The 22339-nt window shown below is 67.4% G+C and carries 19 protein-coding genes; 4 read left to right on the top strand and 15 right to left on the bottom strand.

Annotated elements, in window-relative coordinates; genetic code table 11:
* Positions 1–44: 44 nt before the first annotated feature.
* From OHT57_RS23210 to OHT57_RS23220, 3 genes are all read right to left on the bottom strand, one after another.
* Complete coding sequence (locus OHT57_RS23210; RefSeq protein ID WP_328748411.1) at positions 45–608, bottom strand: helix-turn-helix domain-containing protein; 564 nt, start codon at positions 606–608, stop codon at positions 45–47.
* 98 nt (positions 609–706) lie between these two features.
* A complete protein-coding gene (locus tag OHT57_RS23215; protein ID WP_328753296.1) occupies positions 707–1975 on the bottom strand; it encodes a TniQ family protein in 1269 nt (422 codons plus the stop codon).
* Positions 1976–2784: 809 nt separating this feature from the next.
* Entirely contained in the window at positions 2785–3348 is a 564-nt protein-coding gene (locus OHT57_RS23220) for a cysteine hydrolase family protein (protein WP_328753297.1), read from the bottom strand.
* Positions 3349–3749: 401 nt separating this feature from the next.
* Between OHT57_RS23220 and OHT57_RS23225 the strand changes: the two genes are divergently transcribed.
* Both OHT57_RS23225 and OHT57_RS23230 read left to right on the top strand, forming a co-directional pair.
* Positions 3750–4253, top strand: a complete 504-nt coding sequence (locus tag OHT57_RS23225) for an NUDIX domain-containing protein (RefSeq protein ID WP_328748412.1) — start codon at positions 3750–3752, stop codon at positions 4251–4253.
* Positions 4254–4473: 220 nt separating this feature from the next.
* Positions 4474–5166, top strand: a complete 693-nt coding sequence (locus tag OHT57_RS23230; protein WP_328748413.1) for a hypothetical protein — start codon at positions 4474–4476, stop codon at positions 5164–5166.
* A 478-nt stretch (positions 5167–5644) separates the two neighbouring features.
* On the opposite strand, the gene OHT57_RS23235 is transcribed toward OHT57_RS23230, so the two are convergent.
* Positions 5645–6418 (bottom strand): SAM-dependent methyltransferase, encoded by a 774-nt coding sequence (locus OHT57_RS23235; RefSeq protein ID WP_328748414.1) that lies wholly within the window; start codon positions 6416–6418, stop codon positions 5645–5647.
* A gap of 902 nt (positions 6419–7320) precedes the next feature.
* Here OHT57_RS23235 and OHT57_RS23240 point away from each other — a divergent pair.
* Positions 7321–7869, top strand: coding sequence for a lamin tail domain-containing protein (locus OHT57_RS23240; protein ID WP_328748415.1), 549 nt, complete (start codon positions 7321–7323; stop codon positions 7867–7869).
* Between the two features lie 450 nt (positions 7870–8319).
* Here the strand turns inward: OHT57_RS23240 and OHT57_RS23245 are convergent, their stop codons facing one another.
* From OHT57_RS23245 to OHT57_RS23255, 3 genes are all read right to left on the bottom strand, one after another.
* Complete coding sequence (locus OHT57_RS23245; protein WP_328748416.1) at positions 8320–9045, bottom strand: class I SAM-dependent methyltransferase; 726 nt, start codon at positions 9043–9045, stop codon at positions 8320–8322.
* 61 nt (positions 9046–9106) lie between these two features.
* On the bottom strand, positions 9107–9586 hold the full coding sequence (locus OHT57_RS23250) for an HAD domain-containing protein (RefSeq protein WP_328748417.1): 480 nt from the start codon (positions 9584–9586) through the stop codon (positions 9107–9109).
* Between the two features lies 1 nt (position 9587).
* Positions 9588–10211: an RraA family protein gene (locus tag OHT57_RS23255; RefSeq protein WP_328748418.1), complete on the bottom strand. Its 624-nt coding sequence runs from the start codon at positions 10209–10211 to the stop codon at positions 9588–9590.
* A gap of 157 nt (positions 10212–10368) precedes the next feature.
* Here OHT57_RS23255 and OHT57_RS23260 point away from each other — a divergent pair, with 157 nt between their 5' ends.
* A complete protein-coding gene (locus OHT57_RS23260; protein WP_328748419.1) occupies positions 10369–11226 on the top strand; it encodes a nitroreductase/quinone reductase family protein in 858 nt (285 codons plus the stop codon).
* 30 nt (positions 11227–11256) lie between these two features.
* On the opposite strand, the gene OHT57_RS23265 is transcribed toward OHT57_RS23260, so the two are convergent.
* The 8 genes from OHT57_RS23265 to OHT57_RS23300 form a co-directional block, all read right to left on the bottom strand.
* Positions 11257–13275 (bottom strand): HelD family protein, encoded by a 2019-nt coding sequence (locus OHT57_RS23265; RefSeq protein WP_328748420.1) that lies wholly within the window; start codon positions 13273–13275, stop codon positions 11257–11259.
* Between the two features lie 74 nt (positions 13276–13349).
* Positions 13350–13958 carry a TetR family transcriptional regulator gene (locus tag OHT57_RS23270; protein WP_328748421.1) on the bottom strand — a complete coding sequence of 203 codons (609 nt, stop codon included), beginning with the start codon at positions 13956–13958 and terminating at the stop codon, positions 13350–13352.
* Positions 13959–13992: 34 nt separating this feature from the next.
* Entirely contained in the window at positions 13993–15828 is a 1836-nt protein-coding gene (locus OHT57_RS23275; protein ID WP_328748422.1) for a phosphotransferase family protein, read from the bottom strand.
* Positions 15829–16137: 309 nt separating this feature from the next.
* Positions 16138–16782 carry a hypothetical protein gene (locus tag OHT57_RS23280; RefSeq protein WP_328748423.1) on the bottom strand — a complete coding sequence of 215 codons (645 nt, stop codon included), beginning with the start codon at positions 16780–16782 and terminating at the stop codon, positions 16138–16140.
* Positions 16783–17069: 287 nt separating this feature from the next.
* Entirely contained in the window at positions 17070–19295 is a 2226-nt protein-coding gene (locus tag OHT57_RS23285) for an aminoglycoside phosphotransferase family protein (RefSeq protein WP_328748424.1), read from the bottom strand.
* 178 nt (positions 19296–19473) lie between these two features.
* On the bottom strand, positions 19474–20358 hold the full coding sequence (locus OHT57_RS23290; RefSeq protein WP_328748425.1) for a GntR family transcriptional regulator: 885 nt from the start codon (positions 20356–20358) through the stop codon (positions 19474–19476).
* Positions 20359–20593: 235 nt separating this feature from the next.
* Positions 20594–21379: an HAD family hydrolase gene (locus OHT57_RS23295; protein ID WP_328748426.1), complete on the bottom strand. Its 786-nt coding sequence runs from the start codon at positions 21377–21379 to the stop codon at positions 20594–20596.
* Positions 21328–22206 (bottom strand): winged helix-turn-helix domain-containing protein, encoded by an 879-nt coding sequence (locus OHT57_RS23300; RefSeq protein ID WP_328753298.1) that lies wholly within the window; start codon positions 22204–22206, stop codon positions 21328–21330. Before OHT57_RS23300 ends, OHT57_RS23295 begins: the two co-directional genes overlap by 52 nt.
* Positions 22207–22339 lie beyond the last annotated feature (133 nt).

The following is a 22339-nucleotide window of genomic DNA, read 5'->3' on the forward strand; positions in this document are numbered from 1 at the left end:
GCGATGCCTGTCGGCGCTGTTGAACCAGGTCGTGATGTCGTGGGTCAACCGGCCGTCTGCTGCGGGTCGGCGTCGCTGCCGTCGGCACTGTCGGTACTACGGGGCTTACGGGTCTTGCGGGGGCGACGGCTGTCCGGTGCGGCGGCGTCGCCGTCCGGTCGGCCACTGTCCTGAACGCCCCTGTCCTGAAGGTCCTCGTGAGCGCCCGCGTCGCTCTGCGCGTCATGCTGCGCGGGGGCCGCACCCGCCGGGGCGATCTCGAAGCCGTTCTCCTTGCGGAAGGACTCGTAGATCTGGAGCAGCACCTGCTTCTGCCGCTCGTTGAGCGTGGGATCGGCGAGGATGACCGCACGTGTCTCCACGTCGTCCCGGTCCCGCTCGGCGTCGAGGATGCCGGCCCGCACATACAGCGTCTCGGCGGAGATCCGCAGGGCCTTCGCGACCTGCTGCAGCACCTCCGCGCTCGGCTTGCGCAGCCCGCGCTCGATCTGGCTCAGATACGGATTGGACACCCCGGCGGCATCGGCGAGCTGCCTGAGCGACAGCTGCGCGGTGCGCCGCTGGTCACGCAGATACTCACCGAGATTGCCGACGTTGAGCGATGCCATGGCTCCACCTTGCCCCACCCCTGCTAACTATTGCAAGCACTCGCTTGCAAAAGTGCGCCACGCCACTTGTGGCTGCGTGTGACTCGCAGCGATAACTGTCACTTCGCAGAGGTGTCTGTCACCCGCCGGACCCAGTCGTCGTTGGATGCCGCAGGGCGCCATTCGCGGTGACGCGCGTCCCGATAGCCGAGGACCGCCTTCTGTGTCACCGGCTCCTTGCGGGCGAGGACGACTCTCAGGGGCGGGGAGTTCCTGGGGGAGTTGCGCAGCACATCGCCGATGGCTCGGTCGGGTCCTGGTAGTTCACGCAGCTGCCCCTGGACCGGGGCGAGCAGTCGTAGTGCCTGCCGGTCGGTGGCTTGCAGGATCTGGTGGGCGATCGCGGCGGATGCGGCATAAGCCGTCGAGTCGGGTGCGGGATCGATCAGCACGTGGCTGTAGTGGTGCTTGCCGCGTTTGTGGAGCCCGGCTCTCTCACGCTGGCGTCGTGCGACGTCGCGATCAAGGATGTCGGCGTGTTCGCCGCTCGGCGCCAGAGGCCGGGTTGTCGGCCAGGTCAAGAGGATGAGGCCGGCGACGCTGTGCAGGTCGAAGAAATACTGGGCGGTGTCGATGATCCAGCCGACGCTTGTTGTCTCCTCGGGACCGGAGGGGCCGAGGAGCCCGAGGAGTTCTTGTTGAAGTACGAGGGCTTCGTCGAGGAACTTGTCGCTGCAGGTGGGTGGGGGTGCCTGGTCGTGGCGGGCTCCGCAGGCGGGGGCATTCCGCTGTCCGGGGGAGCCGTCGGTGACGGTCCGGCACTGGTTGGGGTGGAGGTCTTCGTCGTGGATCCGGGGGATGAGAGAGGTGCCCTGGACTTCGAGACCGTGGTGTCCGCACTGGGAGCAGTCGTAGCGGAGCATGCATCGGTGGGTGGTGCAGGTGAAGACCGGGGGAAGTCGCCAGAGGCGCTTCCAGTTGCCGCCGTGGGCGCGTTCGATGTCGGAATCGCCTGCCAGGCAGCGCGGGCAGAACCGTGACCAGTGCCGGAAGATGCCCCGGTTGTTGTAGAGCATCCGGTTTGCCGGTCGGCCCAACAGTGTCTCGCTGAGGGGGCCGTAGCGGGTGCCGAGTGGAGCCATGAACAGCTCGGATGCCTCGCCCCGGCTCAGCCGGGTGGTGCGGGCGAACTCGGCTATCTGCTCGGGAAGTTGCTGGTATTGCTGGCGGATGGAGATGCGTTCGAGGATCACCGTCCGGTGTGCGCTCAGCCCGGTGTGACGAACGATCGTGCCGGGGCTGGCGGTGTTGTGGTGGGCAAGCCGCAGGACGAAGCCGGCGAGGCTTTCGTCCCGGAAGGGAGCGAGGCTGCGGGGCAGGGGACGAATCCAGGCCGGTAAGGACGTGCGGCTTCCACCGCGCGGCCAGTACGTAGTCCCAGCCGCAGGCGAGCGCCGCCTCTAATGCAGCGGCGAACGACTCGATGTCTTCCGTCCGGACCCGGTCGAGCGGACGTACGTCGACAAGACACACCCCGGTGCGGGCCAGGACCAGGAAGTCCGGAACGTGAACGCGCCGCCCGTCACCTGTACAGAATTCCAGCTTCAACGGCTGCGGAACCACATCCCTCACCCGGCCGGCGAAGTCGAGAGCGAGCAGGACCCGAGCTTCCTCCAGGCTCTCGAAGCCGTGATGCCGCCCCGTGCTGACCATGTACTGAAGCCCGGGCCGGTGGCGCTGCCGCCGATGCCACGAGAACCAACGGACCGGCCCGGCCTCGGAGATCTGGACCTGGGCGAGGTCCCGGACCGGGACGGTCAGCTCACCGCCTCCAAGGTTCAAGCTGACCGACCAGCGACGAGTCCAGCCGTCCGCGAGATCCAGCCCCTGGCGCCCGGAGGCAACCGACACCCGCACGAGCAAGTCGTCCCAGCGGCAGCGGTGCGACCACACCGCCCCCGCCCCGGGCTCCACCACAGGCAGAAGTCCGTACTCATCGGCCATGCCCTCAAGGAGACGCTCACCACGGTGCCGGCGCCAACACTCTTCGAAAATGGTGACAACCCGACTGCGAACCCAGCCCTCGTGACAACTAGCCCGAGCAATTGGTGACAACCATCGCTGCGAACGCGACCACGAGTGGCAATATCAGTGAGTTCTGGCACCGGTTGTCGATCGACGGCCGGACGGCCTCCCGCTATTGCGGTGCGATGGCTTTGAGCCAGTCCTCGACGGCGACGACGTCTGCCCACTGCGGGAACAGCTTTTCGATGAGCATCGTGTGCACCTCGGGGTCGGTGTCGAGGCAGACATCCGCCAGGACGGTTAGGTCGAAGTCCAGGTCGATGGCGCGCCACAGAGTGGACAGCACTACAGCGCTGGTGGCGATGCCGGTGAGAACAAGGCTGTCGATATCGCGTGCCCTCAGTACCAAGTCGAGGTCACTGCCCGAGAACGCGCTCCCCCGCCTCTTGGTAACCACGACGTCGCCCTGCTGGGGCGCGACATCGGGATGGATCTCGGTGCCAGGCTCACCCTCGGTGAACAGGCCTGCCTGCACGGCGTTTGTCATCACCTTGTTGCGAGGGCTGACTTCTGGATCGCCCGGCCGTAACCCGATCACCACGTAGATCACGGGGATGCGGGCAGCCCGGGCACCTTCGATCGCACTACGCAAGCGCGACAGATATCCGGAACCGTCGTCGGCGATAGCCACGATGTCCCGTTGCACGTCCATCACCAGAAGTGCGCTGTTTGCCATGCTTACCGTCCCTTCTCCGCTGGAAACCAAGAGCAAGTCTGGTAGATCAACCGAGCCGCGGTGGAGGTTTCGGAGATCCTCATCAACGTCGCGCCGCAGCGCGCCCATGACCGGTATCAGATCTCAGCGCCATTTTCTTGCCCTGTGATCACCAAGCGCTGTCCAAACCCGGTGATAAGCGGTGTCGCCCGTCAGTTGCGAAGCCACTACAAGGACCAGGCCAGAGCTCCCGCCCGGTGACAGCTATCGCTACGAGTCACACTGGGGCCGAGCACGATGGGTGCCGTAGTTGCACGACAGCTGTCGTCATCCGCTCCGGCTCCCGGTGCAGGTACTCCCGGGTCGGCCTCCACACGGCTCCGAGAGTCGGCGTTGTCAGTGGGCCCTGCCAGGGTGGCGTCGTGGACGAACTGGTGGAGCGTGTCGACGATCAGGATCGTGTGCTGGGGGTGGTGGTCAGCCGCCGACAGGCCATCCGGGAGGGGTGGCTGCACCGGGTCGCCGTGACGGTGTGTCGTGATGAGCGTGGACGGATCCTCGTTCACCGGCGCTCGGAGCAACTGTCGCGCTTCCCCGGGCTCTACGAGGTGGTCGTCGGTGGCGCCGTGGATGTCGGTGAGTCCTATGAACAGGCCGCCGCGCGGGAGCTGGCCGAAGAGCTGGGCATTGGTGTGCTGCCGCGCTTGCTGTTCACGTTCATCAACCGCAGCGGCTTGAGCCCTCACTGGCTCGGCGTGCACGAAGCCGTGGTGCCGGACGCCGTGGTTCCCGATCCGGATGAGGTCGCCTGGCATGGCCGGCTGACCGAGCCGGAGCTGCGGTCGGCCCTGTTGGAGTGGCGCTTCACTCCCGACAGCCACGAAGCCTTCAGCCGGTACCTCGCGTTCCGGACCGCGCAGTCCTGACCCTGCCCGCCTCGCGGGCTGGGACACCCGCTTGCAGCCGCGCCTTGTGAGAGCGGCTGTCCGTGACAGGGAGTACGGATGCTTGATCGACTCCCGCTCGTTGAGCAGCTCGATGGTTGACGGTCCATGCTCTCCCACAACGAGGCCCTGACCGACGTATCGGTACCTTCGTGCGCCGAGTCGCCCGATACTCCGCGCCTCCATAGCTGTCAGACCCCTGATGTTGGATGCAGACGTGACCATTCACGATGTTGCTCGGCAACTGCCCGAGATTCCCGCGCTCCGCGATCACTGCCGCGCGATGGCGATGCTGGAAGCGATACTCAGCCCGGAATGGGCCGATCGGCACTACTCCTTCGACGCGCACTGGTCCGCCGGGGAAGAGGTCGCCTCGATGCGCGACGGATCGGGCGACGAGTTTTCCATCGTCTTCTCGGCCGTCGGTGCCTACATCCGTGGCTTCGCACACGAGTCACACATGAGTCCCTATGCCAACGACGAGCCGTGGCCGGGCGTGTTGGACGACGTCCCGGAAGTCTTCCGCTCCTGCGTCGATGAGCCCGCGTTCACCGACGAGGACGGAATGCCCGTCCTGACCGCCTGCACATGGCGGGAGGTGACCGATGGAGCTTGGAACGCGGGAACGATCGAGTTCCCTGACGACGGTGCCGGCGATCCAGATGGCTCCGAGCACTTGTTCCGGTTGCTGGCCGACCGGACTCCGGAAGCGTTCCAGCGCTTCGCCGAGGACTACTACGAAATCCCGGTGCCCCTCGCAGTCATTCGGCACGTGCTTGCTCTGCATCCCCTGACGAGCGAGGTAGTTGCCGCTTTGAACCCTGAAGTCACGGTGGACGCCCTGACAAAGGACATTGCTGAGATCGGCTACCCACTGGGCAGCGAAATCACCTGATGCCGGGCCTGGCCGCCGTACTGGATCAGGCTTCGCTGCGGTCGGCTACGGCTGCGTACTCCAGCCACTTGTCCACCACGTCGCGGACTTCGTCCAGGGCGGGATCGCGGCGTCCACCAGGGCCGCTCCAGTTCCTCGCCCCGGTCGGCCCGCATGGGCAGCGGCAGCACCACGTCCCGCAGCGGCATCGCGACGTCCACCGGCTGGTCGGAGACGAGGGTCAGCCGGAAGGCGCAAAGGGAATGTGTGTGGACATCCACGGCGAGGGCGAGATGGACCTTCACCGGTCACCCGCACATGCTTTCGCGGACCGTCACGGGCAACACCGTGGTGTCCCGTGCGACCACTTGGCCGGGCCGGTGGATGAGCACGTGCCCGTTCTTCACGGGGAGTTCGGCCCAGCGGGCGTACCGTTGGCGGGCCTCGCCCTGGCCGAGTCGGTCGGCACCCCCGTTCCGCCCACAGATTTCGGCAGCGTTCAGGTTCTGGCAACCGGGACGAGGGTCAAGTACGTGATGCCGAGGATGTTGCGGTAGCCGTCGGCCCAGGACGACCGCTGGCGGTCGACTCGTTCACGGGTCTCGGCGGCAAGTGGATGGTCCGGGTTCATGGCGAGCCAGAGTTCTGTGTCGTGCCGGTAGCCGGACTCGAACTCCTCCCACTCCTCACGGCTCGCCGACTCGATCCAGGCCGGCCGGAAGCCCGCCTCGACAGCCAGGTCGACGAGCGGTCCGAGCCGCAGGTGGTCGCCTGCGTGCGCCCCGGGCCACATTGCCGGGAGTTCCTCGTCGGTCGGGGCACGTTCCCAGAAGCCCTCGCCCAGGACGACGCGTCCGCCGGGGCGGACCAAGCGGCGCAGCTCATGCAGTACGACGCTGGGATCGTACGGCTGCTCGGGGTCGCACAGCGCCTGACCAGCCCCCAGGCACAGCACCGCGTCCACGGGCCCGCGTGCCGTGCCGCGGGCCGACTCCTCGCTGAATTCGACCCGTCCGGCCAGTCCGCGCCCCTTCGCAAGGTCCCTGCCCCTGGCCAGGTCCTCGGCGTTGATGTCGAGGCCCACGCCTGTCGATCCCGGGACGGACTCCAGAAGGCGCAGCAACAGTTCGCCCCAGCCGCAGCCGATGTCAAGGACGGTGCGGGGCGAGACGGCGGCGAGCCGCGCGACGATGCGCCCGGCGCGGGCTTCGGAGAGCGGCCCGTGGAAGGTCAGACTGCCGAGACGCGGGGGAAGATCGGAAGCGATTGCCATGGGGTGGAACATTAGTTCTCTCCCAGTGGCGTGCCGAGTGATTTAGATCCGGCTCGACCGACCCGAACGACTGGCCCGGACGACTGGCCCCGCAATGGCCCCGCACCTGGTGCGCCCGCCGCGGGTCCACCCTGATCGCGCACTCCCGGGAAGTCACCTGCGCCGGCTCACACACCCGAAGCCCGCCATGGAACTGCTCGTGAGTCTCGCACGGCGCTGACGCTCCGCCAGGCGCCGGGCGATCCCGCCGTCGGCACACCGGGCCCCATCACACGAGCACGAGCACGACCACGCCCACGCCCACGAGCGCGAACAGTCCGTGAGCCGACTGCCTACGGCCAGGACCGCGCCACCCGCCCACAGGTCGACCCCGGCCATCCACAGGCCGGCCTCCGAAGCGAGTACCGCCGATGCACGCGTGCGGGCGTGCGTGCATGGGTGCATGGGTGCATGGGTGCATGGGTGCCTGCATGCGTGTCGCCGCGGAGGACACGTGCCCCTCCCCTCCGCCCTGCTCAGAGCCCATATCCCGCCCCAGCCGTGGTCGCCACGCACGCCCGCTCGCCACCCTTCTGTTACTCACTTTCGGGTGACGGTCTCGCCGGCACCAGGGTGGCGCGGCCTGGCGGTCGGAGACTGCGGATCAATGCCCATAAGGGTCGTCGGACCGCACAGGCGTCAACTTGGTGCATTCGACGCATGAATGGACGTTACACACGAGAATTACAGCGACGTGGGCGAACGGTAACGGAGCGCCCGTATTGCTTTCACAACCTGCACGGGACGGCCATGGTGTGAGGGCGCGGCCGACCGGCCGCCACCCGCACACCGCACCAGCCCGTTCCACCCGGTCCGCTGTCAGGGCCCGGAACAGGTGGGTGCTCGTACAGCCAGGGGGCTTTGTGTCTTCTTCCACTGTGACCGCCCGTCGTATCTCCGCTGCGGCTCTCGCCGCCGCCGCCATCGTCGGGGCCGTGGCGCTGCCGGCGTCGGCGGCCGACCACGCCCGGCCCGACGGGCCGAAGGTGGAGATCAGCGCGGTGCAGTACGACTCTCCCGGGCGTGACGACCGCTCGCGGCACTCGCTGAACAAGGAGTGGGTGGAGCTCACCAACACCTCGCGCCGGACGGTCAACCTCGACGGCTGGACCCTGCGGAACAAGGACGGCAAGACCTACACCTTCCACCACTACCGCCTCGACGGCCGCTCCACGGTCCGTATCCACACCGGCCATGGCCGCGACACCGCCAGCGACCTGTTCCAGGACCGCCGCGACTACGTGTGGGACGACCGTTCCGACACGGCCACCCTGCGCAACGACCACGGTCGCTTCGTCGACGACGAGTCCTGGGGCCGCCACCACGGTGGCCACGGAGGCCCCGGCGGTCATGACAGCCACGGTGACCACGGCGGTCACGGCGGTCACGAGCGTGGCGACATCCGCCGCTGACCCACCCGCGCGCATCCACCCCGCCGGGTGATGTCTGCTGAACAACCACGCATGGCCCCGACCGGTTCGCCCGGTCGGGGCCATGCGCCGTCGCGCCGTCTTCGGTGTGCCCCGGGATCACCGTGCGGAGAGGCGACCGACCGACCACCCCACCTGCCTGGCGAGCTCGGCGGGCTCGTCAAGCCGTGGCAGCTTCCGGGGGTTTCTCACCACGTAGATCCGGGTGATCCGCTCGTCCTCCACCGCGAGGCTCACAGAGGACATCGCGCCGCGGACGTCGCGCCGCGGACGTCCCGCCGTTGAGCCGCACGGTCTTCGCCTCGAAGGTGTCCACCTGCTCGGTTCGCGCCCGCGAGCACCTTCGCCGCCGTTTCGACCCCGTGGACCGGAACCAACGCGGCGATCACCGGCACGGCCGTCACCAGCGCGGCGGCCACCGGCCCACCACCCTCACGGGCGCCGCGCCACGAACACGAACTCCCGGCCCGGCCGGTCCGGAGCGTCGCGTACGTCCTCCACGGCGAACCCCCGCGCGGCCAGTTCCGCCCCGATCTCCTCCCGTTCCCGGAAGCGCAATGTCGAGTCCGAGGTCAGCACCTGTCCGTCCGCCGCGAAGACATAGGTCCACCGGAATGACACCAACTGCCCTTCCACCGCGGTGACTTCCACCCAGCTCTCCACCACCCCGACGCCGGCCACGTCCGTCACGGCGTACGACGCCTCCCGGGTCCACTCCTCCCAGGCCCGCCGGGCCGGGTTCCGCGTCTCGAACACCAGCCGCCCACCGGGCCGTAGCGCCGCGTGAATGCCCCGAAGGGTCTCCCGCCAGGCATCCGCTTCTACGATCTGCATGGCGACGTTGGCCGTCATGGTCGCCAAGTCGACGTGCATCGGAGGGAGTTCGGTCGCGTCACCGTGGATCCAACGCACCCTTTCGGCGCCCGGTTTCCCACGGGCCACGTCGAGCGAGGCCAGGGCCGGGTCGACGCCCACGACCTCGATCGACCGTGCGGCCAGCAGCAGCGCGAACACCCCTGTCCCGCAACCGATGTCCAGCACCCGCCTCGCCCCGAACTCCTCCGCCATCCGCAGATAGGCGTCGAGGTCGCTGCGGTCGGGGTCGAGCGGATCGTAGATCGCGGCAAGCCGTGGATGGGTGAAGCCCTCGTCAGCCATGCGGGCGACGGTAGGGGGAGCGGGCCGGGGCCGGCCACCCGATATCGCCGCGCTACCGGGATCAGTGCTGGAGCCACTCCTCCAGCTCGGTGAAGTCCCTTTCAGTGAGGCCCTGTTGGGGATTCACGCGGTGCAGGAGAGCCCGTGCGGGATGCTGGGCCGTCACCCAGGTACGGTCGGCGTCGGTGATCTCGTCGTCGACCCAGACGAAGGGCCGGCCGGCCGCCCAGGCGACGAGGGGCCGGGTCTTGAAGTGTAGGCCGGGCGGCCCCGGCTCGTCCGTTTCGGGCCAGTCCACCACCGGAAGGCGGGGCAGCCCGAGCCAGGGCGTCAGACAGGTGTTGGCGTCATCCATCCAGGTCGTGGCCCACACCGGCTCGCAGCCAAGCGACGTCAGGCGCGCGCCGAGCGCGGGGTCCACGCGCGTCAGCAACGGGTGCTCGGCAGCGGCAGCGGGCAGCGGAAGAACCCCGTCGTACACCGGATACGGCCCCGCACCGAACGGCAGCAGTACCCCGTCGACATCCAGGAAGAGCAGCATCTCAGCCCTGGAACCCGCCTTCCGCGAGGAGCTCGTCGATACGGGCCCGATGTGCCGCCTCCCAGTCGTCGAGTGTCTCGGCCGCCTCCTTGGCCAGCTTGGCGTGGGCGGCGGCGAGCACATCGGCCCGACGTGCGGCGGGGACGGCCACGACCCCCTCCTCGTCTGCGACCACCACGTCACCGGCCTCGACGAGCACCCCACCGCACCGCACCGGCACACCCAGCGGCTCAACGGCCTTCTTGGCGGCCGGAATCGGGATGACACCCCGGGCGAACACGGGGAAGCCTGCCTCACGCACCTCGGCGAGGTCGCGGATCAGCCCGTCGGCGACGAACGCGACGATCCCCCGGCGCTGGGCCACCGCGCAGACGTTGCCGCCGGCCAGCGCGTAGTCGAGGTCCCCCGACTCCACCACGATCACCGCACCGGGCGCCGCCCGGTGGATCGCCGCGTGCAGCATCAGGTTGTCGCCGGGAGGGCACCGTACGGTGAACGCCGGCCCAGCGACCCGCGGCACCGGCCCCCACAGCGGCCTGATCCCGATGTCCATGACGCGCTCGCGGCCCAGCAGATCGGCCAGAGTGGTGGTGGGGATGTCCGCGAACTCGGTGGTCTCGATCACGCCCCGGACGTTACCGTGTCCGCATGACTGCCGGGTCGGCCTTGTGCCGTGAGCGAGTTGGGTGCCCGGCCTCCGAGTGAGGCCAGGGCGGGCCAGGAGCCCGCCTCTTTCTCCGAGTCGTCCAGGAATTCACCGGAGACCAGAGAAAGAAGAGAGAGTGCCCCACCCCATCCATGACTTCAACCGACAGATCATCGAGGAGTTCCGCGCGAACCACGGCCGGGTCGGCGGCCCCTTCGAGGGCGGACGCCTGATCCTGCTCACCACCACCGGCGCCCGTACCGGCGCCCCGCACACCACCCCCGTCGGCTACCTTCCCGACGGCGGCGACCACATCCTCGTGATCGCCTCGGCGGGCGGCTCGCCCCGCCACCCCGACTGGTACCGCAACCTCGTCACCCACCCCCAAGTCACCGTCGAGAGCGGGGTGTTCACCTATGAGGCGAACGCCGTCGTGCTGGCCGGCGAGGAGCGGGACCAGGCGTTCGCCCGGGCGGTGGAGGTGGACCGTGGCTGGGCGGCGTACCAGGAGAAGACGGACCGGATCATCCCCGTGGTCGCCCTGCAGGAGATCGCCCGCCCCGGCCCACCGAACATCAACGCCTCGTCGCCGGGCGAGGCCATCACACTCGTCCACGACGTCTTCCGTCGCGAACTCGCCCTGATCCGGAAGGAGATGGCCGCGCATGCGCCGGGCGGTTCGACCCTGGGTGCCCAACTGCGCGTGAACTGCCTGACGTTCTGCCAGGGTCTGCACAACCACCACACCGGCGAGGACCTGGCCATGTTCCCGTTCCTGGCCGACCGCCACCCGGAGACGGTCCCGGTCCTCGACCGCCTGCGCGCCGAGCACGAGCAGATCGCGGCCCTGGTGGAGAAGCTGCGCGAGGCGCTCGCCGACCCGGACCCCGCGTCCGTACGCACGGAGGTCGACCGCCTCACGACCGAGCTGGAAGCCCATCTGACGTACGAGGAGGAGCAGTTGATCCCGCTCCTCGACGGCGTCCGACACTGAGCTGACACCGAGCGACGGGCGGCCGTCGCGCTAGAACGGCAACGGCCGCCCGTGCACCACCTCCAGCCGTGACACCGCCCGGGTCAGCACGACGTACAGCCGGTGCAGCCCGCGTTCCTCCGCCTCCGCGATCGCGGCCGGCTCGACGGCCACCACATGGTCGTACTCAAGTCCCTTGACGACACCGGCCGGTACGACGCTCACCCGCGCACCGAGCTCGTCCGGCCCGGCGAAGGCGATGCCGGCCGCGTCGAGGGCCTGGCGTACCCGTTCCACGTCCGCGTCGGCCGCGACGACCCCGACGGACCCCTCGTACGCGAGGGAATCCCGTACTGCGGCCACGACCGCGTCCGCCAGCTCGCCCGGTTCCGTCTCCCGCACCCTCAACTCGCCGTCCCCGCGCAGGGACAGCCCGGCCGGCACCTCCACGTCCAGCCTCGCCAGAAGCTGGTTGGCGAGCCCTACGACGGCCTGCGGCACCCGGAACCCGATGGTCAGCGGCACGACGGCCGCGTCCGGCTTGCCGAGATGGCGCAGGACGGGGTGCCAGGAACGGGCCGCCCACGGAGTGGTCCCCTGCGCCAGATCACCGAGCACGGTGAGCGAGCCGAAACGGGCCCGGCGGGCGATCGCCCGGCACTCCATCGCCGACAGATCCTGCGCCTCGTCGACGACGAGATGGCCGTACCCCTCGGGATGCTCGATCAGCCCGGCGATCTCGTCGAGCAGCACGAGGTCGGCGGCCGACCAGCGCGCCGACTTCCACGACCGCGGCGGCTTGCCCCACAGCAGGGTCTGTTGCTCGTCACGGTCGAGGATCCCGTCGGCGGCGTCCGCCAACGCGGCCCGGTCGGTGAGGAGTTCGGCCAGAAGCTCCTCGGGCCGCACCTTCGGCCAGGCGCCGTCGAGGAACGCCCCGACCGCCCGGGACCGCGAGACCCGCTGCACCCACGCACCACTCTGCGGCCCGGCCCGCCGCTCGGCCTGCAACTGCACACTGCGCACCACACGACTGCGCACCCGCTCCCGCCCGGTCCCGTACGGCGGTTCCTCGCCCCGTACGTCCGTCACGATCCGCGCGAGTTCACCGGTCCCGACCCGCCAGCTGTACGAATCGTCTTTGATCTCAAGGGAGTTGACCCGTGCGGTCGACACGCGGGCGTAGATCGCCCTGCGCAGCACCTCGGCCATCCGGGGATCGTGCTTGAGGACGGCCGCGGGGTGGGCGTCGGTGGAGGTGACCGGCTGGCGGGCGATCTCGTCCTGGAGCGTGGACTGCCGCACACCGGTCTCCCCGAGTGCGGGCAGGACCTGGGAGATGTAGGAGAGGAAGGTCCGGTTGGGCCCGAGGACGAGGAGTCCGCCACGCCGGATCCGCTGCGGGTGTGTGTAGAGGAGGTAGGCGGCCCGGTGCAGTCCGACGGCGGTCTTGCCGGTCCCGGGAGCCCCCTGGACGCACACGGAAACGGCGAGATCCCCTCGTACCAGCGTGTCCTGCTCGGGCTGGATGGTCGCGGCGATGTCCCGCATGGGCCCGACGCGGGGCCGTTCGATCTCCCGGGTGACGATGGCGCTCGGCCCCGACTCCCCCCTGCTCAGGTGCTCGTCCTCCAGCCCCGTGAGGTCGGCGGACTCCCCCGTGCTGCCCGGCGCCCACCCGAACCGCCGCCGCACGGTGACGCCCTGCGGATCGCGGGCGCCGGCCTGGTAGAAGGCGCGGGAGACCGGGGCACGCCAGTCCACGACGAGGGGCGGGGCAGCGGGATGCTCGCTGATCCGCAGCCGCCCGAGGTGATACGCCTGCCCGGCGTGGTCACCGTGGTCGAACTCCAACTTCCCGAAGAACAGCGGCCCTTCAGGCAGCTCCCGCATCTCCTTCGCCTTGCTGCGCAGCTGATACCCGAGCACCTCGGCGTCGGCCCCGGATGCGGAGACGTCCTCACCGGTGACGGTGTGTTCCTGGGCGCCTTCGACCATGGCGGTGAGTGCGGCGCGGCAGCGGTCGTGGTGGATGCGTTCCAGGCGGAGCTCGTGATCGAGGGACGTCATTCCAGCAAACATACCGGATAACGTTACCGAGTTAAATTTATTACCGCGCCTCACCAAGGCTCACGCAAGGTGGCTTACGCAAGGTGCGGGAGCCCCGCCGCCAACAACCCGAACGCCCGCTCCGCCGCGGCCACCGCGTCCCCCCGCACGTCCCCGACCCGCTCCCCCGCCGCGATCCGCCGCCAGTTCTCCATGGCGAGCACCCGCCGCACGGCGATGATCTGCCCCGCCGCCAGCCGTGCGTCCAAGTCCCCGCCGAGAGCCTCCGCGAGCGCGGCCTCCTGCCGTTCCAGGTGGCCATGAGCGCGGGCGACGAGGGAGGGGGTGCCGTAGAGCAGCGAGTGGAAGGCGAGGACCCCGGGGTGATCATTGAGCCCGGTGACGGGATCCTCCCGCTCCAGCCCGTCGAGGAAGTGCCGCCGCAGGGCGACGAGAGGCGCCTCGTCCGACTGGGTCACCACCCGCGCCGCCTCGTCCTCATGATCGGCGATCCGATGGAGGACGAGGTCCTCCTTCGCCGGGAAGTACCGGAACAGGGTCGGCTTGGAGATCTCCGCGGCGGCGGCGATCTCGGCAACGGAGACGGCGTCGAAGCCCTTCTCCAGAAACAGGCCGACGGCGATCCCCGACACCGACTCGTACATCCGCTGCTTCTTACGCTGGCGCAGGCCGGGCTCGGTCATGGGGCGAGCCTACGCACCACCGCCCCGGCCGACGTCAGGCCTCCTTGAGCGGAGCCGGCATCTTCGGCACCCTGCGCCTGCGCAGTCCCAGCGAACCCCTGGCGGCGGTCAGCGTCATCTCGTACGCGTCGACGGCCCGCCGCACGTTCGGCGTGTCCAGCGCGGCCCCTGTCGTCATCCGGTCCAGATCTACGTAGGCCGAACGGATCTGCTCGATGTAGCGGTAGACGCGCCAGTCCCACTCCCAGCCGACGACACACTCGGAAGGAAGCTTCCTGCTCCAGCGTTCGAACATGCGCGTCCGCATCTCGGTCGGCGTCGGCGTCAGATGCAGATGGCGGACGAGGTCGTACAGGGGATCACCGATCATCCCCATCTCCCAGTCGATGATGGTCAGTCCGCCCCGGCGCCCGGCCCGCACCAGATTCCAGGGATTGAGGTCGCCGTGCAGGAGAACAGGGGTGCGCTCGGTCACCTCGTAACGGCCGAGGATCCGCCGGAGCACACCGCCGTCCGGCAGACCTCTTTGGTGGGCGGCGGAAAGGGTCTCCGCGGGAAGTTCGTCGACGAAGGCGGTGAGCCGTGCGGTCAGTCGGCGGAAGAAGTCCGCCCTCGGCTCGTCGGACGGCAGGGACAAGTGGTCCACCACCGCGAGTGCGGCGAGGTGGTCCACGAGTTCGTCCGCCTCCGCGGGCAGCAGCCCCTGCACGGGGTGCTGCGGGGCCCGGCCGCCGGGACCCTCGTAGGTGTGGATCGCGAAGTGGCGCCCACGGTCGTCGTGGCCCAGTGCCAGGATCCGCGGTGCCCGTACCTGTGCGTCGGACTGCTCGATGAGCTGCAGGACGGCGTGCTCCGGAAGGAACCCCTTCTCCCGTCGAGGGGCCGCCGCGGTCTCACGACGGACCACCACGGGGTCCGCATAACCGTCCAGCTGAACAACGGAGTTGAGATGCGCCGTCCCACGGAAGACCCGACCGGCCGGGACGACGCCCTCCATCGCCAACGCACGGCGCACCAGGTCCGGCGGGAAGTCGACGCGCTCCGGGACACGATCGTCACGCCGCCACTGAAAGAGGCCGGCCGGCACCTGCCCGGCCTCCCGCGCGATACGCGCCGCCTGCCAGCGGTACAGGGCGTCCGCGATCTCCTTCTCGGGCGGGACCTCGGACATCCCGAGCGGGTCGGCCGCGCGCTCCAGAGCCGTACCGATCTCACCGGCCACCACCGTCAGCCGACGCTCCTCGACCGAGTCACCGAGAGACTTCGCCGCCCGGATCACATCGTCGTAACCGGCGTGGATGCGCTCGAAGTCGACGTAGCACCCCAGGTCCCGGCCGAGGCCGTTGACCGCCAGGGGCCTCGTGCACTGCATCTCGCGGGCCCACTCCTGGACGACCTCGTCCACCTGGTCCTCGGGATAACGCATCCGCACCAGGTGACCGGCCAGACCGTGCAGCGGGTCCCCGTACGACGCCGAGGTCCAGTCGAGACGGGCCACCGAGAGCTTGGGACCCTCGGGGCCCTCCAGGACGATGGTGTTGTCCCGGCTGAGGTTCGTGAGCAGGAGACCGTAGGGGCGGCGGGACAATGCGGGAATCCGCTCGACGAACCGGTCCAGCGCGTCCCCGGACACACCGAGCACGGCGAACAGTCCGCCAATAGCAGTCCAGTTGGGGTCGAGCATCCGACGCCTGGCACGCCTGACGAGCGTCTCAAGATAGTCCCGGCTGTCCCTCTCGTTACGCGGCCACTCGGCCGGCAGCGCGGGCAGCGACTCCTTGCGCACGAGGGTCAACTGGACCAGAAACCGTGTCAGTACGCCGATGGACAGGTAGTCGACGGGCTTGTCTGCCGGACAGGTTCCGGCCAAAACGTCGGCCGCCAGCCCAGGGGAGGCAACCGGGGCCCCCACGGAGATCTCAGAGAGATATCCGTTCCGGCGAAACGCCCAGAGAACGGCACTCCGGACTTCGCCCCCGCCGTCAGGCCAAGCCTCGATCGCCACTGTTGCTCCTGAAACGCTAGTTCTAAACATCGAAAACGATGCGTATCCAAGAAAATTGATGCACACGATAGTGGGACGCGCCCCTTCGCATGGCCTCAGTACGCTCTTTGAGACGGCACCTGTCGGACATGTCTAGGACGTTCCGCAGCTTTTAACATCCCCGCGCCTACTTCGTTACGTCGCCAGAAGCTGCCAACTCGAGTCGAACCACCTCTGCCAGCTGCTCACGATCAGCGAGTCCTGAGAGTCCAGGTCGACGTCCTTGGCGCAGTAAGTCAGCGTGGAGTCGGAGTCCATGACATCGACGACATCCAGGATGGTTCCGTCATCGAGAGTTGTGGGCCGCTTCGAGGGGACATACGCCCCCGTCACCACCTCGGCCCCGTTGAAAAGGTAGAGCTTCGAGTAGGCACAGGGGGGAACCCGCCGGATCTCCACCGTGGCTCGCAGCCCGTCGATGTCCCTGTCCAGCTCCCGGAGGCAGCTGACGAGGTTGTTCGTGTGGTACCTCCTGATGCCCCGAAGGTACTGTTGCGGCCTGTCGTCGGCCGGGGCCAACTGGGCGTAGGGGAAGGACAGCAACTGATCGTCGGACGGCACCAGCAGGCGGATGGCGATCGTGGCCGACCTGATCTCACGCACCCGGATGAGCTCCTCCTGGGCGCGCACGTGGGTGTAGAGGACTTCCAACATGATGGTGAACACGTCCAGCGTTACATCGCGCGCCGTGAACGCGGAGGCGATCAGTGGCCCGAGCGTCACGCGCCAGCCTTCACGGGCCAGGACCAGGAACACCCGCTGGACGATGTCGCGAGACACGTGATGCCTCGCTGCGAGATCGCGCTGCGACGGTAGAAGAGTGCCTTCGTACTCGTCTTATGTGATGTCCGCGAGCAGGGCGCTCTTCAGCTCCTGGAACTTCCGACCGCCTTCGTCAGCCACACTCCTGGTACTCACACGCCGCCCCTACCGCTGCCCGTCACGTACCAAACGGTTTTAGGCAACTCGGCTTGCTGCAGAGGCAGTTCCTCAGGCCATCAGATCAGGCGGAGTAACCAGTTTGCGGCAGCCAGTCCACTGGACCGAATCACTTGCCGACTCCTTTGTCACGCCCTGGCGCAGATCTCGGCCGACATGTTCCCTTGCTCCACATGCGGTAGCGCGAGCGTGAGGAATGGGTTGACCGTCGAATTACTCTTGAGTCCTAGCGTCGCGGTCGCTGCGGTCAACGTCATGGCGTAGGTGTCCACCGCACGGCTGACGTTGGGAGCTTCGAGGCTGTCCCTGGTCACCAACCGGTCCAGGTCCACGTAGGCCGAACGAACGGTTTCGATCCATCGGTACACACGCCAGTCGGGTCGCCAGCCCCTGGTGCAGTCCTCCGGCAGCAGCTGCGACCACCGGTCGAACAGGCGCGTTCGGATCTCGGGGAGAGTAGGAGTGAGGTGCATGTGGCGGACGAGGTCGTAAAGAGGATCGCCGACCATGGCCATCTCCCAGTCGATCAAGGTCAGTCCCGTGCCGTCCTCGCGGCGGATCATGTTCCACGGATTGAGGTCTCCGTGGAGGAGTACGGCACGTCGAGGTTTCACCTTGTGCCGGCCAAGGATCTGTTCGAGGCGGAAACTGCTTGTCGGAAGCCCTAGCTGTCCCGCGAGCTGGAGAGTCTCCTTCGACAGATCCGACACCATCCGGATCAGTTCGTCGCAAAGTTGCTCGTGAAACCCCGCGCCTGGTGTGTACGAGTCCTCGGCCAACTTCGCACAGTCGACCTGTGTAAGGGCGTGAAGCTGGTTCACAAGGTCGTCCGCCTCAGACGGCAGAAGTCCCCCTGCAGGGTGATCGGGAGAACGGATCTCCCCCTGCGGCCCTTCAAAGGAATGGATGGTGAACTGGTCTCCGAGTTCACTGGTCCCCAACGCCAGTACGCGCGGCGCGCACACCGCCACACCCGATTCTTCGATCGCCCGTAGCACGGCGTGCTCCTTCAGAAACCGACGCTCCCGGGGATCGCCGGCACCCACTTTGCGCCGCACCATCACCGGGTAGGGCGCCCCTTCTACCCGCACCGCGGTACTGAGGTGTGCCGTCCCCTTGAACACCCGGTCGGCCGAGGCAGCCCCCTCCTCGAAGAGGGCCTCCTGTACTGCCGGCCCAAGAAACCCCGGATGCTCGGGAACCCTCTCGTCACGCTCCCATGAGATCGATGACACCGCGCGGTCACGGCTGTGGCGCTTGCCGTGCGACACGTTCCAGCGGAAGAGAATGCGCTCGATGGCCTTCTCATCCGGAACGTTCTTCAGTCGAAGCGGCTCCTCGGCCGCCTGCAGCGCCCAGAACACCGCTTCGGTCGCGGCGTCCAGGTCCCTTTGATCGAACGATTCGCCTAGGGAAGTCGCCGCGCGCATCACGTCTGGATAGACCGACTGGGCACGCTCGAAGGCGACATAGTGCCGCAGGTCGCGCTCCAGACCGTTGACAGCCTTGGCCCGACGCTCCACCATCGCCAACCGCCACGCGTCGACTGCCTCGCCCCACTGGCCCTCGGGATAGCTCATGCGCACAAGATGGGTGGCGAGGTCGTGCAACGGGTCACCGTAGGTGGCCAGTTCCCAGTCCACACAGATCAGCGGGGGCCCTGTCTCATAGGACACGATGACGTTGTCGCGGTGCAGGTCTGTATGCAGGAGGCTGAACGGGCGGCTGACCATCGCGGGCACACGCTCCGCGAACCGCACCATCGCGTCCTCGGGGATGCCAAGCATCGCGAACAGGCCACCGAATCTGTCCCAGTTACGTTGGCGGACCTGCGTCTCCGTGGACAGGGCCAACGTACGCAGAAAGGCCCGGCTGTCACGGCTGGAGCGGGGCCAGGACTGCGGCAGGGGCGGCAGTTCTTTCCGGCCGACCTGTGTCATGTCCGCCAGCAGTTCGGCCAGGGCCCGGACCAGATGCTGGTCCACCAACTTGCCGTTCGGACAGACGCTCGACAGGGGGACGCCGTCCACATAACTCATGAGCGCGACGTCGCCGTACTTCAATAGGCACCGCGGTACATGTGGAAGGGCACTACTGATCGCCTTGAGGATCTCCGCTTCGTCCTGCCATGTGCGGATCACCACAGGCAGCGCGGATCGCTGACGCTCACGCACCATGACGAATTCATGATCCACTAATGCTTTGAGCCAGGGTGGGAGCGGAACGACGTAATTCAGGTTGTGATGTCCACGAGTAAGCCTTCCGGCGGCCTTGGCACGAGACACCAACTCACCGAGCGCCTCGCGGGCCGCCCGCTCCGCGAACGCGGTAGCAGGCCCGGATGGACCACCCACGAGCACTCCTGAGCAACTATGCGGCGCCTCCGATTTTTATGCGCAGCAACAGAGGGACCACACTGTAGTGCTCAAGCGTCCTGAGACGGGCGGTTATTCAGAACTTGATACCCAGCTGAAACAGGCTTCACTCCTTGGCTTCACACCGTTCGAAGGTTGTAACGAACAGCAACCGCGATCAGGACGGGTCGTAGCGGTGCCAACAGGAGTCAAACCAGTCCTGCCAGCTTTGCATGAACACGGAGCCGATGGCATTGGGATCACCCTCGTCATGAACGAGCCGTATCAAGGTAGACCCCAGCCCCAGGACGTCCCAGGCGTCTATCTCCGTGTCGTCGTCCATCAGGATCGTGCGCTCCACGATCTTGTACGGGCCGAGAAGCCCCTCGGTACCGCGCCTCAAATACAGCTTGTGCGTCGGAACGAGCGGGACTTCACGGACCTTCACATCCACGTCGTCCACGAATCCGTCGCTTTGGAGATTGCGCAGGGCGTTACGGAGAGAGGATGTGTGCCGACGGATGATCTCCCGAGTCCTAGCCTGGAGGATCCGGTCCAGCTCCTTCACATCGACCTTGGGGTCCTTTGGTGCCCTCGCCCGTGGATACGGCAGCTCGATCTCGTCCGAGGGCAGCAGTATCCGGAGCGCGATACGCCCAGGGGCGGGGATCAATCCACTACTGATCGCCTCGGCCTGCACCCGCATGTGGGTGTCGAGGCTCTCCGAGGTGAACGTAAAAACGTCCAGCTCCACAACGGGTTGAGCAAAGGCTCGGGCGACAAAAGGTCCGAGTGCTATGCGGCCAGGCGGCACCTTGGGCTGTGTCGTCACGTGTATGGGGAGCGTCACTCGGACTTTCGAGCCACTGCCCCGACGGGATTCGATCCAGCCCTCGATCCTCAGCTCACTCAGAACACGCTGGATCGTGTCACGCGAGACGTCGAACTCTTCGGCCAGAGCACGCTGCGCAGGCAGGTTGGAGCCCGGCCGGTACTCGCCATCGGAGATACGGGACCGCAGCGTTGCCAGGATGCTGGCTCCCTTGCCGCGTTCTTCGCTCACACCGCGACGGTACCTCCAGTACCGGCCACTCAAACCGGCTTCGGTCCACATACAGTCAAATCTGCCGATCCAATAGACCAAATTTGACGGACCGGTTAGTCGATCAACCGGTCAGGGCACAACCACATTCGAAGAAGCCAGTCCAATTGGACCGATGCTTGATCAGCTTCATCAAAGTGGACGGGGAGTGGACGGCATGGTGGACCGGTTACGTGCCTGCAGTGCAGCCGACGGCTCAGGGAAGGCTGCGCAGGACGTCCAAAACCTGCTTCATCGAACGCACGACCACCTCTGCGCCCGCGCGCCTCAGGATCTGTTCCTTGTCCTCGTTACGCGCGTAGCCAAGGAACGAGACACCGGCCTGTCGCGCGGCCAGAAGGTCCGTGTCTGCGTCACCGATCATGACCGTGGCCGACGGTACAGCTCCCATCGCCTTGATGGCCTCATCCAGACAGTGCGGGTTCGGCTTCATCAGATCCAGGTTCGGTGTGCGGCCGTAGATGTACGGGAAACAGTCCGCCAGCCCACGGCTCTCGACGTACGCCGTCGCCGCGAGGGCGGCGTTGTTGGTGGTGATCGCGAACCTGACACCGAACGTCGACCACGTCCTGATCAACGGATCGGCGTGCGGAGTGGGCATCGCCTTGGGGACGGCCTCCAGTTCGCGCCGGGTGAGCCATTCCTCCAGCGCGAGGACCAGATCGCTTCCACGATGCCGTTCATGGACACCTCGCAGCGCCACGTGCGGATCGTCGCCGGATCGTTCCTGCTTGGTCAGCAGTGCGCCCATGCCCAATCCGTCGATCATCCGGACCAGTTCATCGGCGATCTCGTGCGCGGGATACCCCGCGAACAACCGGCACATCGGCCCGTCCATGTCCCAGAGCACGTACCTGGCGGAGGTGACCAGTGATGCGAGTCGTGCTGTCTCTGCTGTCACCGGTTCAGTGTGCGTCGTCTCAGGAGTCACTAGGAGAGTGTCAGGTCCGTCGTGATGGTTTCCCAGAGGGCGTTGAACCACTTCTGGGATTCCTCGACGAACGCGGCGTCGCGCTGGCCAGCGTTCTGATCGAAGGAGAAGAGGAGGGAGGCCGAGCCGAGGACGTCGTACATGTCGAGCATGCCACTGTCGGACATCTCCTCACGGCGCGTCACCATGTAGTACGCGATCAACGCCTCCGAGTCGTTGAGGAGGTACAGCTTCACCGGCGGTGTGAACGGCAGCGCCCTGAACGTGACCTTGACGTCGATGCCGTGGGACGAGCGCAGGGCCTGGAGGTTGTGGCGCAGGACGTGGCCCTGGGCGTTGCGCTGGGTCAGCCAGCGCTCGTGGACCGGGTTGTCGTCCTGCGGGACCTCAACCGGGACGGGGAAGGCGAGAGTGATCTCCCGGGACGGCAGCAGGATGCGGACGTCGATCGACTCGGGGTGGATGGTGCCCTCGTGGATGAGGCGCAGCGGTTCGCCCAGGGCCACCATCAGCGTCTCGGCGGTGAGGCAGGCGGCGTCGATCCGGACGTTCGGGGCGGTGAAGGCCTCCGACAGGCGGGGGGCCAGGCCGACCATCGTGGGCTGCGGCTCACCGGTCACCGGCACCCGCTCCGCGATCCGCGGCGGACTCCCCTTGCTCACGTTGCTGAGCAATCCGTCCTCCTGCAGCGCGCGCAGTGCCTGGCGGACCGCGCCCCGTTCCACACCGAACTCCTCCGCCAGTTCGGCCTGAGTGGGCAGGCGGTCGCCCGCCTTGAGGTCACCCGCGCGGATGCGGTCCCGCAGGGTGTCGGCGATTTCCTGGGGCGAGAGCCTTCTGCTGCCGTTCACTGCCACGTTCTCCTGAGTCACGACCAGACGTTACAACTCCAATCCATCTATGGGGAGTTGTACGGAAGTTGTTTATCAACCGTCACCAAGTGGGGACAACATAGTAAGAGTTGGTTACCAACTTCGTTGAGTTGGTGGAAGTTTTGCCTCCAGTCCCGCC

It is taken from the genome of Streptomyces sp. NBC_00285 (assembly GCF_036174265.1).
In the GTDB taxonomy this organism is placed as follows: domain Bacteria; phylum Actinomycetota; class Actinomycetes; order Streptomycetales; family Streptomycetaceae; genus Streptomyces.

Coding starts and splice junctions, on each gene's coding strand:
- OHT57_RS23220 (WP_328753297.1), bottom strand. CDS start 3,348: ATGGCAAACAGCGCACTTCTGGTGATGGACGTGCAACGGGACATCGTG.
- OHT57_RS23235 (WP_328748414.1), bottom strand. CDS start 6,418: ATGGCAATCGCTTCCGATCTTCCCCCGCGTCTCGGCAGTCTGACCTTC.
- OHT57_RS23250 (WP_328748417.1), bottom strand. CDS start 9,586: ATGCTGCTCTTCCTGGATGTCGACGGGGTACTGCTGCCGTTCGGTGCG.
- OHT57_RS23270 (WP_328748421.1), bottom strand. CDS start 13,958: ATGACCGAGCCCGGCCTGCGCCAGCGTAAGAAGCAGCGGATGTACGAG.
- OHT57_RS23230 (WP_328748413.1), top strand. CDS start 4,474: ATGTTGGATGCAGACGTGACCATTCACGATGTTGCTCGGCAACTGCCC.
- OHT57_RS23265 (WP_328748420.1), bottom strand. CDS start 13,275: ATGACGTCCCTCGATCACGAGCTCCGCCTGGAACGCATCCACCACGAC.
- OHT57_RS23245 (WP_328748416.1), bottom strand. CDS start 9,045: ATGGCTGACGAGGGCTTCACCCATCCACGGCTTGCCGCGATCTACGAT.
- OHT57_RS23210 (WP_328748411.1), bottom strand. CDS start 608: ATGGCATCGCTCAACGTCGGCAATCTCGGTGAGTATCTGCGTGACCAG.